At 72.5% G+C, this 13,919-nt stretch carries 12 protein-coding genes; 8 read left to right on the top strand and 4 right to left on the bottom strand.

All coding sequences use genetic code 11. The features are described from left to right. Positions 1 to 6 precede the first annotated feature (6 nt). On the bottom strand, positions 7 to 1,236 hold the full coding sequence (locus ACZ4W5_RS17155) for a DUF349 domain-containing protein (RefSeq protein WP_360230107.1): 1,230 nt from the start codon (positions 1,234 to 1,236) through the stop codon (positions 7 to 9). Positions 1,237 to 1,501: 265 nt separating this feature from the next. Then, positions 1,502 to 2,344 (bottom strand): peptidylprolyl isomerase, encoded by an 843-nt coding sequence (locus tag ACZ4W5_RS17150; protein ID WP_465655280.1) that lies wholly within the window; start codon positions 2,342 to 2,344, stop codon positions 1,502 to 1,504. Between the two features lie 237 nt (positions 2,345 to 2,581). On the opposite strand from ACZ4W5_RS17150, the gene ACZ4W5_RS17145 reads away from it, so the two are divergent. The 8 genes from ACZ4W5_RS17145 to rpsD all read left to right on the top strand — a co-directional run bounded on the left by ACZ4W5_RS17145 (position 2,582) and on the right by rpsD (position 11,001). After that, a complete protein-coding gene (locus ACZ4W5_RS17145; RefSeq protein ID WP_360230103.1) occupies positions 2,582 to 3,289 on the top strand; it encodes an MBL fold metallo-hydrolase in 708 nt (235 codons plus the stop codon). An 11-nt stretch (positions 3,290 to 3,300) separates the two neighbouring features. Beyond that, complete coding sequence (hisS, locus tag ACZ4W5_RS17140) at positions 3,301 to 4,563, top strand: histidine--tRNA ligase (RefSeq protein WP_465655278.1); 1,263 nt, start codon at positions 3,301 to 3,303, stop codon at positions 4,561 to 4,563. Then, the gene (gene aspS / locus ACZ4W5_RS17135) at positions 4,560 to 6,350 is read left to right on the top strand and encodes an aspartate--tRNA ligase (RefSeq protein WP_360230099.1); all 1,791 of its coding nucleotides are present in this window, start codon (positions 4,560 to 4,562) and stop codon (positions 6,348 to 6,350) included. The genes hisS and aspS overlap by 4 nt, the downstream gene beginning before the upstream one ends. 98 nt (positions 6,351 to 6,448) lie before the next feature. Beyond that, positions 6,449 to 6,967 carry a GNAT family N-acetyltransferase gene (locus tag ACZ4W5_RS17130; RefSeq protein ID WP_465655276.1) on the top strand — a complete coding sequence of 173 codons (519 nt, stop codon included), beginning with the start codon at positions 6,449 to 6,451 and terminating at the stop codon, positions 6,965 to 6,967. Positions 6,968 to 7,076: 109 nt separating this feature from the next. Continuing rightward, complete coding sequence (ppk2, locus tag ACZ4W5_RS17125; protein ID WP_465655274.1) at positions 7,077 to 7,898, top strand: polyphosphate kinase 2; 822 nt, start codon at positions 7,077 to 7,079, stop codon at positions 7,896 to 7,898. A 71-nt stretch (positions 7,899 to 7,969) separates the two neighbouring features. After that, entirely contained in the window at positions 7,970 to 8,587 is a 618-nt protein-coding gene (locus tag ACZ4W5_RS17120) for an antibiotic biosynthesis monooxygenase family protein (protein ID WP_465655272.1), read from the top strand. 26 nt (positions 8,588 to 8,613) lie between these two features. Continuing rightward, complete coding sequence (locus ACZ4W5_RS17115) at positions 8,614 to 10,074, top strand: replication-associated recombination protein A (protein ID WP_465655271.1); 1,461 nt, start codon at positions 8,614 to 8,616, stop codon at positions 10,072 to 10,074. Between the two features lie 312 nt (positions 10,075 to 10,386). After that, positions 10,387 to 11,001: a 30S ribosomal protein S4 gene (rpsD, locus tag ACZ4W5_RS17110; RefSeq protein WP_030056230.1), complete on the top strand. Its 615-nt coding sequence runs from the start codon at positions 10,387 to 10,389 to the stop codon at positions 10,999 to 11,001. 132 nt (positions 11,002 to 11,133) lie between these two features. Here rpsD and ACZ4W5_RS17105 read toward each other — a convergent pair whose 3' ends face one another. Both ACZ4W5_RS17105 and ACZ4W5_RS17100 read right to left on the bottom strand, forming a co-directional pair. Continuing rightward, positions 11,134 to 11,451 carry a tetratricopeptide repeat protein gene (locus ACZ4W5_RS17105; protein WP_360230089.1) on the bottom strand — a complete coding sequence of 106 codons (318 nt, stop codon included), beginning with the start codon at positions 11,449 to 11,451 and terminating at the stop codon, positions 11,134 to 11,136. A gap of 48 nt (positions 11,452 to 11,499) precedes the next feature. Continuing rightward, positions 11,500 to 13,719 (bottom strand): ATP-binding protein, encoded by a 2,220-nt coding sequence (locus ACZ4W5_RS17100; protein ID WP_465655269.1) that lies wholly within the window; start codon positions 13,717 to 13,719, stop codon positions 11,500 to 11,502. Between the last annotated feature and the right edge of the window lie 200 nt (positions 13,720 to 13,919).

Genomic DNA, 13,919 nt, shown 5'->3' with positions numbered 1-13,919 from the left:
GGACGATCAGCCGCTGAACTCCTCCTGGCTCTTGTGCGCCTGCTCCAGCAGGGTCTGCACGCCGGACAGCTCGGACTCCAGCTTGGCGATCCGGCTGCTGTTGCCGGCCGCGCGGGCCTTGTCCAGGTCGGCCTGGATCTTGTCGGCCTTGGCCTGGAACAGCCCGACCATGCCGGCCGCGCGGGCCTTGGCCTCCGGGTTGGAGCGCTTCCACTCGGCGTCCTCGGCCTCGCGGATGGCCCGCTCGACCGCGTTCAGTCGGCCGTCCAGCTTCGGACGGATGTCGCGCGGGACGTGGCCGATGGCCTCCCAGCGCTCGTTGACCTCGCGCAGCGCGGCCTTGGCGGCCTTGAGGTCGGTGATCGGCAGGATCGCCTCGGCCTCGGCGGCCAGCGCCTCCTTGAGCTTCTGGTTCTCCACCTGCTCGGCGTCGCGCTCGCTGAACACCGCGGAACGGGCCTGGAAGAACACGTCCTGGGCGCCGCGGAACCGCGCCCACAGCTCGTCCTCGACGTCCCGCTGCGCCCGGCCGGCGGACTTCCAGCGCGCCATCAGGTCGCGGTAGGCGGCCGCGGTGCTGCCCCAGTCGGTGGACGAGGAGAGCGCCTCGGCCTCGGCGACCAGCGCCTCCTTGGTCTGCCGGGCCTGCTCGCGCTCGGCGTCCAGGGTGGCGAAGTGCGCCTTGCGGTGCTTGGAGAAGACCGAGCGGGCGTGCGAGAAGCGGTGCCACAGCTCGTCGTCGCTCTTGCGGTCCAGCCGCGGCAGGCCCTTCCAGGTGTCCACCAGGGCGCGCAGCCGGTCCCCGGCCTCCCGCCACTGGGTGGACTCGGCGAGCTGCTCGGCCTCGGAGACCAGCGCCTCCTTGGCGGTGCGGGTCTCATCCTGCGCCTTGGCGCGGGCGGCCTTGCGCTCCTCCCGCCGGCTCTCGATCTCACCGCTGAGCGTGTCCAGGCGCTTGGCCAGTGCGTCCAGGTCGCCGACCGCGTGTCCCTCGGTCACCTGGGCACGGAGGTGCTCCAGCGCGGTCTGGGCGTCCTTGGCGGCCAGGTCGGTGGTGCGCACCCGCTTCTCCAGCAGGCCGATCTCCACCTCGATGCCCTGGTACTTGCGCTCGAAGTAGGCGAGGGCCTCCTCGGGCGAGCCGGCCTGCCAGGAACCCACGACGCGTTCGCCGTCGGCCGTCCTGACGTACACCGTGCCCTGCTCGTCCACACGGCCCCACGGGTCGCTGCTCATAGCGCGTCCTCCACATGACGTCGCGCCCGCGCCGGGGCGGCGCACGACCGTCGTCCACAGTTGATGTGCGGCGGACCGATGAGTCCGCCGTCCCCGTCCGCCGTGCCTTGCTGCCGAGGGTGACGGCTAGGCGGGTCCGGGCACCCTATACAACGCCAACATAGGCGACCAGGACCGGTGCTGTCCGCATCCGGGCCGGGCGATTTCGGTCCGGGACCGGGCGGGGGGCGCTCCGCGCGCCCGCCGCCGGTGGTCCCTGGGCCGGTCAACCCTTGGACACCGTAACCGAGTTGAGGGTGACGTCGGCCATCGGGTGGCCGTCGCCGGCGCCCTCCAGGGTGCCCGCGGCGGCGATCTTCTGGACCACGTCCAGGCCGCCGGTGATCTTGCCGAACGGGGTGTAGTTCGGCGGCAGCTGGGTGTCCTTGTACACCAGGAAGAACTGGCTGCCGTTGGTGCCCGGGCCGGCGTTGGCCATCGCCACGGTGCCCGCCGGGTAGGTCGCGCCGGTCAGGTTCTCGTCCGCGAACTGGTAGCCGGGGCCGCCCGAGCCCTTGGCCGTCGGGTCGCCGCACTGGAGCACGAAGATGCCGTCGGTGGTGAGCCGGTGGCACTTGGTGTGGTCAAAGTACTGCTCGCCCGCCAGGAAGTTGAACGAGTTCACGGTGTGCGGGGCCTTGGCCGCGTCCAGCGCGATGGTGACCTTGCCGCAGTTGCTGTCCAGCGACATGGTGTACGAGGCGCCCTGGTCGAGCGACATGGCCGGCTCGGCCTTGAACTGCTTGCCGTTGGGCGAGCCCGGCGCCGGGGCCGCGCAGCCCTCGACCGGCTTGCGGGTCGGGGTGGCGGCCGGGTCGGCCTTGGTCGGGTCGCCCTGGCTCGGCGCGGCCTGCGGGGTGGTGGCGGCCGAGGTGCTCTTGTCCTTGTCGGAGCTGAACGCGCCGCTGGCGAACAGCCCGCCGCCGCCGGCCAGGACCACCACCGCGAGCGAGGCGCCCAGGATCGTGTTGCGGCGCCTGCGGGCGGACGCCGCCTCGGCGCGGCGCTTCATCTGGCGCTCGTACTTCTCGCGGGCGAGCTGCCGCCGCCGCTGTTCGCTGCTGACCACCGGCCGTGTCTCCTGAGCATGTGCGGGAAAAGTGGATGGGTTCCGGAGCGGATCATCGCACCCATCGGCGGCCAAGTGTAGGGACCGGGCCCGTAAGGACGCGGTGAACCTGTCATGGCCCGGCCCGCCGCCGCCTATCTGGTTCGCAACCGGACCCGGACCGCCGGTAGGCTTCCCTTACGTCATCACTACTGGTAGCCACCGCAGCCCACCGCCGCACACACCCGAAGGAAGCGCGTGTTCATCGCCGGATTCCCCGCTGGAGCCTGGGGCACCAACTGCTACCTGGTCGCGCCGGCGGCGGGCGAGGAGTGCGTCATCGTCGACCCCGGGCACCAGGCCGCGCAGGGCGTGGAGGAGCTCATCCGTGAGCACCGGCTCAAGCCCGTCGCCGTCCTGCTCACCCACGGCCACATCGACCACGTCGCCTCGGTGGTCCCGGTCTGCGGCGCCCGCGGCGTCCCGGCCTGGATCCACCCCGAGGACCGGTACATGATGTCCGACCCGGAGAAGGCGCTCGGCCGCTCCCTGGGCACCCAGTTGATGGGCGAGCTCACCGTCGGCGAGCCCGACGACGTGCGCGAGCTCACCGACGGCAGCGTGCTGGAGCTGGCCGGCCTGCGGCTCACCGTGGACCACGCCCCGGGCCATACCGGGGGGTCGGTGACCTTCCGGACGCCCGGTGCCGAGGACCTCCCCCCGGTGCTGTTCTCGGGCGACCTGCTGTTCGCCGGCTCCATCGGGCGTACCGACCTCCCGGGCGGCGACGGCGAAGCGATCATGCGCTCGCTGGCCCGGGTGTGCCTGCCCCTCGACGACTCCACCGTGGTCCTCTCCGGCCACGGCGGTCAGACCACCATCGGCCGCGAGCGCGCCACCAACCCCTACCTCCGACAGGCAGCGGGGGCGGCCGGCGCCCCGGCTTTCCCGCGACGAGGAATGTGACGGAAGAGAAGTTGAGCACCTTCACCGCCCCCAAGGGCACCTACGACCTGCTGCCCCCCAGCTCCGCGACCTTCCTGGCGATCCGCGAGCGCATCGCCGCGCCCGCCCGCCGGGCCGGTTACGGCTACGTCGAGACCCCGGTCTTCGAGGACGTGAAGCTGTTCTCCCGCGGTGTCGGCGAGTCCACCGACATCGTCTCCAAGGAGATGTACACCCTCACCACCAAGGGCGGCGACGAGCTCGCGCTGCGCCCCGAGGGCACCGCCTCGGTGCTGCGCGCCGCGCTCCAGGCCAACCTGCACAAGCAGGGCAACCTGCCGGTCAAGCTCTGGTACTCGGGCTCGTACTACCGCTACGAGCGTGCCCAGAAGGGCCGTTACCGCCAGTTCTCCCAGGTCGGCGCGGAGGCGATCGGCGCCGAGGACCCGGCGCTGGACGCCGAGCTGATCATCCTGGCCGACGACGCCTTCCGCGCGCTGGGCCTGAGCGACTACTCGCTGCTGCTCAACAGCCTCGGCGACAAGCAGTGCCGCCCGGTCTACCGCGCCGCCCTGATCGAGTTCCTCTCCGGCCTGGACCTGGACGAGGAAACCCGCCGCCGCGCGGAGATCAACCCGCTGCGGGTGCTGGACGACAAGCGCGAGTCGGTGCAGGAGCAGCTGGTCGGCGCGCCGATGCTGCGCGACTTCCTGTGCGAGGAGTGCAAGGCGTACGACGAGAAGGTGCGCGAGCTGCTCACCGCCGCCGGCGTCGCCTTCGTCGACGACCCGAAGCTGGTCCGCGGCCTCGACTACTACACCCGCACCACCTTCGAGTTCGTGCACAACGGCCTCGGCGCCCAGTCCGCCATCGGCGGCGGCGGCCGCTACGACGGCCTGTCCGAGATGATCGGCGGCCCGGCGCTGCCGTCCGTCGGCTGGGCGCTCGGCGTGGACCGCACCTACCTGGCCCTGGAGGCCGAGGGCGTCGTCCTCGACCTGCCGGCCGCCACCTCCGTCTACGCCGTCGCGCTCGGCGAGGAGGCCAAGAACCTGCTGTTCGCCAAGGTGATCGAGCTGCGCCGGGCCGGCGTCGCCACCGACCTCGCCTTCGGCGTCAAGAGCATCAAGAACGCCATGAAGTCCGCCGACCGGTCCGGCGCCCGCTTCGCCCTGATCGCCGGTGACCGGGACCTCGCCGAGGGCGTCGTCCAGCTCAAGGACATGAGCACCGGAGAGCAGTCCCCCGTCGCCCTCGACGCACTCGTCACCACCTTGAAGGAGAAGCAGCTGTGATCCGCACGCACGACGCGGGCACGCTCCGCCCGGAGCACGCAGACACCACCGTCACCCTGGCCGGCTGGGTCGCCCGCCGCCGCGACCACGGCGGCGTCGCCTTCATCGACCTGCGCGACGCCTCCGGCACCGTGCAGATCGTGGTGCGCGACCTCGACTCGGTGCACGGCCTGCGCGCCGAGTACTGCGTCAAGGTCGTCGGCGACGTCCGGGTCCGCCCCGAGGGCAATGAGAACCCGGACATCCCGACCGGCGCGGTCGAGGTCGTCGTCAGCGACATCGAGGTGCTCTCCGAGGCCGCCCCGCTGCCGTTCCCGGTCGCCGAGTACGAGCCGGGCACGGTCAACGAGGAGGTCCGGCTGCGCTACCGCTACCTGGACCTGCGCCGTGAGGGCCCGGCCAAGGGCCTGCGGCTGCGCTCGAAGGTCAACAACATCATCCGCCGGGTGATGGAGGAGAACGACTTCCTCGACATCGAGACGCCGTACCTCACCCGCTCCACCCCCGAGGGCGCCCGCGACTTCCTCGTCCCGGTCCGCCTGCAGCCCGGTCACTGGTACGCGCTGCCGCAGTCGCCCCAGCTGTTCAAGCAGCTGCTGATGGTGGCCGGCATGGAGCGGTACTACCAGATCGCCCGCTGCTTCCGCGACGAGGACTTCCGCGCCGACCGCCAGCCGGAGTTCACCCAGCTGGACATCGAGGCCTCCTTCGTCGACCAGGAGGACATCCTGGCCCTCGGCGAGAAGATCGTCGGCTCGATCTGGCGCGAGGTGCACGGCTACGAGATCCCGAACCCGCTGCCGCGGATGACCTACGCGGACGCCATGGGCCGCTACGGCTCCGACAAGCCGGACGTCCGCTTCGGCCAGGAACTCACCGACCTCACCGAGTACTTCAAGGGCACCGAGTTCCGCGTCTTCCAGGCCCCGTACGTCGGTGCCGTGGTCATGCCCGGCGGCGCCTCGCAGCCGCGCAAGCAGCTGGACGCCTGGCAGGACTGGGCCAAGGCGCGCGGCGCCAAGGGCCTCGCCTACGTGCTGATCGACGCCGAGACCGGCGAGCTGCGCGGCCCGGTCGCCAAGAACCTCTCCGAGGAGCACCTGGCCGGCCTCGCCGCCGCGGCCGGCGCCAAGAACGGCGACGCGGTCTTCTTCGCGGCCGGCAAGGAGCGCCCCTCGCAGGAGCTGCTCGGCGCCGCCCGCCTGGAGATCGGCCGCCGCTGCGGCCTGATCGACGAGTCCCAGTGGGCCTTCCTCTGGGTCGTCGACTTCCCGATGTTCGAGCCGATCGAGGACGACAAGGGCCAGTTCCAGGGCTGGCACGCGGTGCACCACCCGTTCACCGCCCCGACCGCGGAGTCGCTGGACACCTTCGACACCGACCCGGGCTCGGCCCTGTCCAACGCCTACGACCTGGTCCTCAACGGCTCGGAGCTGGGCGGCGGTTCGATCCGTATCCACCAGCGCGACGTCCAGAAGCGGGCGTTCGACGCGATCGGCCTCTCCGAGGAGGAGGCGGCCTCGCAGTTCGGCTTCCTGCTGGACGCCTTCAACTACGGCCCGCCGCCGCACGGTGGGGTCGCCTTCGGCCTCGACCGGATCGTCACGCTGCTCGGCGGCTACGACACCATCCGCGACGTCATCGCCTTCCCGAAGACGTCCACCGGTGGTGACCCGCTGACCGGCGCGCCGACCCCGATCACCCCGGCGCAGCGCCGCGAGGCCGGCGTGGACGCCCAGCCCAAGGTCCGCGAGGACGCCAAGTCCGAGGCGCAGCCCAAGAGCTGACGCCTTGTCATACGCGCTAACCTGCAACGGCCCCGGACGGTCCACCCACCGTCCGGGGCCGGTCCACAACGTGGTGTGACACAGGGAGGGTTGACCCGATGCAGGTCACCACGAGAGTCGAATGTCCGCAGGACGCCCCGGCGACCAGGCGCGTGCACATGGCCGCGTTCCCCGGGCCGGACGAGGCGGACCTGGTGGACGCGCTGCGCCGCGACCCGGCCTGGCTGCCCGGGCTGTCACTGGTCGCGGTCGACGACACCGGGCTGGTGATCGGCCATGCCCTGCTGACCCGGCTGCGGGTCGGTGACGGCGGCGGGTCCGGTGACGCGCTGGCGCTCGCGCCGGTGGCGGTGGCGCCCGAGTGGCAGCGCCGGGGCGTCGGCGAACTCGTCGTCCGGGCGGCGCTGTCGGCCGCCGAGGAGGCGGGGGAGAAGCTGGTGGTGGTGCTCGGCGACCCGGAGTACTACGGACGGTTCGGCTTCATCCCGGCCGGGCGGCACGAGGTCTCCGGCCCGTTCGAGGTGCCGGAGGCGTACTTCCAGGTGCTGCCGCTGGCGGCGTACGACGGCGACCCGCGCGGGCTGTGCCGCTACCCGGAGCCCTTCGTCGACGCCTAGGGAGCGCCCGGCGAGCGGGTTCGCCCGTTCCTCCGGTCCGACCTGCGGGGTCACTGTTCTGCGCCTACGGTGAAGGGTCATCGGCAGGAGTCGGACGGAGGACCCGAGAGTGGCCAAGGGGCAGCAGCGGACCGCGGAGCCGGAACGACTGGCGAAGAAGCCGTACGAGCGGGAACTGCTGCGGCTGCAGCAGGAGTTGGTGCAACTCCAGGAGTGGGTGCGGGTCGAGGGCGCCCGCCTGGTGGTGATCTTCGAGGGGCGGGACGCGGCCGGCAAGGGCGGGGCGATCAAGCGGGTGACGGAGTACCTGAACCCACGCATCGCCCGGGTCGCGGCGCTGCCCACCCCGACCGAGCGGCAGAAGACCCAGTGGTACTTCCAGCGGTACGTCGAACACCTCCCGGCGGCCGGGGAGATCGTCCTGTTCGACCGCAGCTGGTACAACCGGGCCGGGGTCGAGCGGGTGATGGGCTTCTGCAGCGACGAGGAGTACTGGCAGTTCCTGCACCAGTGCCCGACCTTCGAGCAGATGCTGATCGAGGCGGGCATCCTGCTGCGCAAGTACTGGTTCTCGGTCAGTGACACCGAGCAGGAGCAGCGGTTCCGGGACCGGCTGGAGGACCCGATGAAGCGCTGGAAGCTCTCCCCGATGGACGTGGAGTCGATCACCCACTGGGAGGACTACTCACGGGCCAAGGACGAGATGTTCGTCTACACCGACATCCCGCAGTCGCCCTGGCACGTGGTGGAGAGCGACGACAAGCGGCGGGCCCGGATCAACATGATCGCCCACCTGCTCTCCACCGTCCCGTACCACGAGGTCGCCCCGCCGCGGATCGAGCTGCCGCCCCGCCCGGCCCCGCGCGGCTACCAGCGGCCCCCGCGCGACCTCCAGAAGTACGTCCCGGACCACGCTGCCAGACTGGAGTAGACGGGGCCCCGGCCGGGCGCTGCTACCGAACGGCCCCGCGTGGCGCCCGGGCGTGCACAGGAGGCGCGCTCATGTTCGTCCGTACCGTCTACGCGACCGGTGATCCGGACCGGATCGGCGAGACCCTCGACGGCCTCGCCACCGAGGCCGTCGAGCTGCTCTCCGGGCAGCCCGGGTACCGCGGCTACGGCCTGTTCGCGGACCGGACCGTCGGCAAGATCACGATGGGCTCGTGGTGGGAGTCCGCCCAGGCCGAACGCGACAGCGACGCGGCGCTCGGTGGGCGCCGACGCGAGCTGCTGGCGCCGCTGGCCGGCACCGTGACCACGGACGTCTGGGAGGCCGTGGCGACGGCGCCGCCCGGTGTGGCCGGACCCGGCGCGATGTTCCGGCTGAGCAGGTCCGACATCGACCCGGCCAAGGTGGACACGGCGGCCGAGATCTTCCGGGACCAGGTGCTGCCGGTGCTGGAGAAGAAGCCCGGCTTCGTGACCGGCGCGATGCTGGCCGACCGTGCGACCGGCCGGCTGTCCGTGGGCTCGATCTACGCGGACCGGGCGAGCTTCGACGCCGCGCGGGGGCCGACGGCCGACTCCCGGGCGCGGGCGTTGGCCGCGCTGGGCGGCACGCTGCGGTCGCTGGAGGAGTTCGAGGTGGTCCTGCTGGACCGGCGGACCCCGGCGCAATAGCTCTGTCGGCGGCCTAGGCTTCCGGTGTGGACGAACCGGACCTCTTCACCGCCGCCGCCGAGGAACTCCAGACCAGGGAGCCCGGCCGGGCGCCGCTGGCCGTACGGATGCGCCCGCGCACCCTGGACGAGGTGGCCGGGCAGCGGCAGCTGTTGAAGCCCGGCTCGCCGCTGCGCCGGCTGGTGGCCAACTCCCGCGGGCCGGCCGCCACCAGCTCGGTGATCCTCTGGGGGCCGCCCGGCACCGGCAAGACCACCCTGGCGCATGTGATCAGCCAGGCCGTGGAGGGCCGCTTCGTCGAGCTGTCCGCGATCACCGCCGGGGTCAAGGAGGTCCGGGCGGTGATCGACGGCGCCCGGCGGGCGGTCGGCATGTCCGGCCGGGAGACGGTGCTGTTCCTGGACGAGATCCACCGCTTCTCCAAGGCCCAGCAGGACTCCCTGCTGCCCGCGGTGGAGAACCGCTGGGTCACCCTGATCGCGGCGACCACCGAGAACCCGTACTTCTCGGTGATCTCCCCGCTGCTGTCCCGCTCGCTGCTGCTCACCCTGGAGTCGCTCACCGACGAGGACATCCGGGCGCTGCTGCGCCGGGCGGTGGAGGACGAGCGCGGCCTGGAGGGCGCGCTGGAGCTGACCGCGGAGGCCGAGGACCACCTGGTGCGGCTGGCCGGCGGGGACGCCCGACGGGCGCTGACCACGCTGGAGGCGGCGGCCGGGGCGGCGCTGGAGAAGGGTGAGGCGAGCATCTCGCTGGCCACCACCGAGACCGCCGTGAACCAGGCGGCGGTGCGCTACGACAAGGACGGCGACCAGCACTACGACGTGGCCAGCGCGCTGATCAAGTCGATCCGCGGCAGCGACGTGGACGCCACCCTGCACTACCTGGCCCGGATGATCGAGGCGGGGGAGGACCCGCGGTTCATCGCCCGGCGGCTGATGATCTCGGCCAGCGAGGACGTCGGCCTGGCCGATCCGACGGCGCTGCAGACGGCGGTGGCGGCGGCCCAGGCGGTGGCGCTGATCGGCTTCCCGGAGGCCCGGATCATCCTGTCCCAGGCGGCCATCGCGCTGGCCCTGGCGCCGAAGTCCAACTCGGCCTACCTGGCGATCGACGCGGCGCTGGCGGACGTGCGGCAGGGGCTGGCGGGGGCCGTCCCGCCGCACCTGCGGGACGCCCACTACGGCGGGGCGGGCAAGCTCGGCCACGGCAAGGGCTACCAGTACCCGCACGACCTGCCGGAGGGCATCGCCGCCCAGCAGTACGCGCCGGACTCGGTGCACGGCCGGGAGTACTACCGGCCGAACCGGCGCGGCGGCGAGGTGCGGTACGCGGACACCGTGGAGTGGACGCGCGGGCGGCTGCGGGGGGAGCGCCGGGTGGAGAAGGCGGAGCCGAAGGCCGCGAAGCCGGAGCGGAAGGCCGAGGAGACGGCGGGCAAGCCGGAGCGGAAGGCCGAGCAGGAGCCCGGGACGAAGGGCGAGTGATCGACGGGTATACTTCGTCGGAGTGCCATGTCCCGGGACGGCGGCGGGGGAGACCCCACCGACCGGCCGCACCAGCGGGACATCGGCCGTAGGCCTCCTCCGGGAGGCCCGCAGCAGGAGCGTCGCGCACCGTTTCGGTGTCGCGGACGGCCCGGTTCCCCGGGTCCTTCGTGTGACCAGCACTTCATGTGCCCGGCTCCGGAGAGCGGCTGATCCCTTCGCGCAGGCGTCGGGGTTTTCTCCGGGTCGCGACATGCGACCTCCGTCAACACCTGGTGAAAGCCGTATTCGTAAGCAAGGAAGGTTTGGTTCATGGCGAACCAGAAGCGTCCCAAGGTCAAGATCGCGCGTGCGCTCGGCGTGCCGCTGACCCCGAAGTCCGTCAAGTACTTCGAGGCCCGCCCGTACCCGCCCGGCCAGCACGGCCGCGGTCGCAAGCAGAACTCGGACTACAAGGTCCGTCTGCTCGAGAAGCAGCGTCTGCGCGCCCAGTACGACCTGAGCGAGAAGCAGATGGCGCGCGCGTTCGACCGCGCGAAGAAGGCCGAGGGCAAGACCGGTGAGGCGCTCGTCGCCGACCTGGAGACCCGTCTGGACTCCCTGGTCCTGCGTTCGGGCATCGCCCGCACCATCTACCAGGCCCGCCAGATGGTCGTCCACGGCCACATCGAGGTCAACGGCGGCAAGGTCAACAAGCCGTCGTTCCAGATGAAGCCGGGCTACGTGGTCACCGTCCGCGAGCGCTCCAAGGAGAAGGTCCCCTTCCAGGTCGCCCGTGAGGGTGGCTACGCGGGTGAGGGCCAGACCCCGAAGTACCTCGAGGTCAACCTGAAGGCCCTGGCCTTCCGCCTGGACCGTGCGCCGCAGCGCAAGGAGGTCCCGGTGATCTGTGACGAGCAGCTGGTCGTCGAGTACTACTCGCGCTGACCCGCGCTCGGTTCGCACTTCGCGGAACCGGCAGCGAGCCCCCGTCGCCTTTCGAGGCGGCGGGGGCTCGCCCCTTTTCCGGTGCCGGCCGGCCCTCCGGCCACAGCTCCGCCCGGCCACAGCTCAGGCCGGCTACAGCTCCGCGCCGGTCATCGCGGCGGCCAGCCGCAGGTGCGGACGGGCCTCCTGGTCGCGGCCCTGGCGCTCCAGGGTGCGGCCGAGCATCAGCCGGGCGTAGTCCTCGGCCGGGTCGAGGTCGAGGATCCGGCGCAGTTCGGCCTCGGCGCGGCCGAGCTGCGCGGAGTGGAAGTAGCTGCGGGCCAGCAGCAGCCGGACCGACAGGTTGGCCGGCTCCTCGGCCAGCACGCCTTCCAGCATGCGGGCGGCGTCGGTGTACGCCTTGGACTCGAAGTAGAAGTTCGCGAGGCGGTACTCGTCGTGGACGGCCATGGTGCTCCTTCCGGGTGGATCCTTGCCTCCTCAAGCAATCCGCAAGCTTCAGCTATTCCGCACCGGTGCCGGGGCCGGTGCGGGCGGCACGGAGCAGGGCGCGGGGCCGGGTTCCGGGCCGCCGGGCGAGCCCCCGTCGCCGAGCGCCCGGCCGACCGCGGCGTCCAGGTCCAGCCGCCCGCCCGCCAGGTAGCAGTCCTCGTACTCCTGCTCGGTGAGCCCGGCCCGGGCGCGCTCGGCGCACTCCTGGTGGGTGCCGAAGAAGGAGCGCGAACCCAGGAAGGGGTTGCCGACCGCCCGCCAGATCCGGTGCGCGGCGCCCTGCAGCACCCGGGCCTCGCGCAGGGCGGCCGGCTCGCCCGGCCCGGCCGGCTCGGTCTCCAGCAGCGCCAGCAGGTCGATCCCCAGCACGATGCCGAGCAGGTCGTGGAAGCGGTGGTTCAGCCGGACGCACTCGCGGGCCAGCGCGCGGGCCGGCTGGACGGCGCCGTCCAGGTAGTGCGAGTACGCCATCGCGTACAGCACGTAGCCGTACGCCCACTGCTCGCCGTGCTCCTCGCACACCTCGCGGGCCTGGCCGAACCAGAGCTCGGCGCTGTCCGGGTCGCCCTGGAACAGGTAGGCGAGGCCCAGTTCGACCATCGCCATCACCACGTTGCTGTTGAGCTCGCCGATGGTCCGGTAGTGCCAGAGCGCCTCCTCGAACAGCTCGGCGGCGCGCTCCGGGTCGTCACCGATCAGGGCGGCGCAGCCCTGGCGGTGGACGGCGTAGGCGAGGGCCCGGTCGTCGCCGGTGTCCAGGGCCTGGCGGCGGCACTCCTCCAGGGCGGGGCGGGCGGCGCCGAGGTCGCCCTGGAGGGTGGCCATGTAGCCGGTCACCCAGAGGGCCTTGGCCCGGACCTCGGTGGGCTCGCGGTCCAGGGCGAGCGCGCGGTCCAGCCAGTGCCGGCCCTCGCCGAGGTGGCCGCAGCCGACCCAGTAGAACCACAGGGTGCCGGCCAGCAGCAGGGCGATCTGCTCCTCGCCGGGCTCGGCGAGGCAGAACTCCAGCGCGGCACGCAGGTTGGCGTGGGCGAGCAGGGTGCGCTCGGCGGTCTCGGCCTGTCGGGGGCCGAACCACTCGACCTCGCCCCAGGTGGCCACGCCCAGGTACCAGTCCCGGTGGCGGCGCAGCAGCCGCTGCTCCTCGCCGGCGGCGCGCAGCCAGTGGCCGCCGTACTCGCGCAGGGTGTCCAGCAGGCGGAAGCGGACGCCGAAGGCGCTGTCCTCGCGCAGCACCACGGACTTGGCGACGAGTTCGTCGAGCAGGTCGAGCAGGTCCTCGGGCTCGATGCCCTCGCCCGCGCAGACGTACTCGGCGGCCTCCAGGTCGAAACCGCCGGCGAAGACCGACAGGCGGGCCCAGAGTAAACGTTCCTGCACTGTGCAGAGCTCATGACTCCAGCCGATCGTGGTGCGCAGCGTCTGGTGCCTCGGCAGGGCCGTCCGGGAGCCGCCGGTGAGCAGCCGGAAGCGGTCGTCCAGCCGGGCCGTGATCTGCTCCACCGACAGTGCGCGCAGCCGCCCGGCGGCCAGCTCCACGGCCAGCGGGATGCCGTCCAGCCGACGGCAGAGCAGGCCGACCGCCTCCGCGTTCGCCTCCGTCACCGCGAAGGACGGCAGTACGGCCCGCGCCCGGTCGGCGAACAGCCGCACGGCGTCCGGCAGCTGGTCCGGGTCCTCCGGCCGCTCGGGCAGCGGGTCGACCGCCAGTGGGGCCAGCGTCAGCAGGTGCTCGCCCGAGGCCCGCAGCGCGGCCCGGCTGGTGGCCAGCACCCGCAGCCCGGGCAGCGTGCGCAGCAGCGCGTCGGCCAGCTCGGCGCACGCCTCCACCAGGTGCTCGCAGCCGTCCAGCACCAGCAGCAGGCGGCGCCCCGCCAGGTGCTCGCCCAGCACGTCCACCGGCGGCCGGGCGGTGCCGTCGGTCAGCCGCAGCGCCTCCAGGACGGCGTGGCCGAGCAGTAGCGGGTCCTGCACCGGGGCCACGTCCACCAGCCAGGTCCCGTCCGGGAAGGCCTCGGCCGCCCGGGCCGCCGCCCGCAGCGCGAGCCTGCTCTTGCCCACCCCGCCGGGCCCGGTCACCGTCACCAGCCGTGCCCCGGCGAGCAGACCCGCCAGCTCGGCCAGTTCCCGCTCGCGCCCGACGAAGCCCGTCACCTCGGCCGGCAGTCGGCCCGGGTCCGGCTCGCGCGGCCACGCCGCGGGCTGTGCTGTCCAGTCGCCGGCCAAGCGGTGCTCCCCGTTGTTCCCGGCCCGGACCGCGGCGGTCCGGACGTGCGTCGGGCCGTACGGGCGACGGCCCGCCTGGCTGAACGAGGTGACCGGACGGTAGGTTACGCGCGCGGTTCGCACATCCGGGCGAGGCCACCGCCGTGACCCGGTCCGGAAAGCGGGCCCGGGCGCGATAGGGTTCGGTTGGGAACCGCAAG

The organism is Kitasatospora sp. NPDC029367, assembly GCF_055569135.1.
The sequence above is the reverse complement of the archived record's forward strand: the minus strand, read 5'-3'. Positions and strand labels throughout refer to the sequence as shown.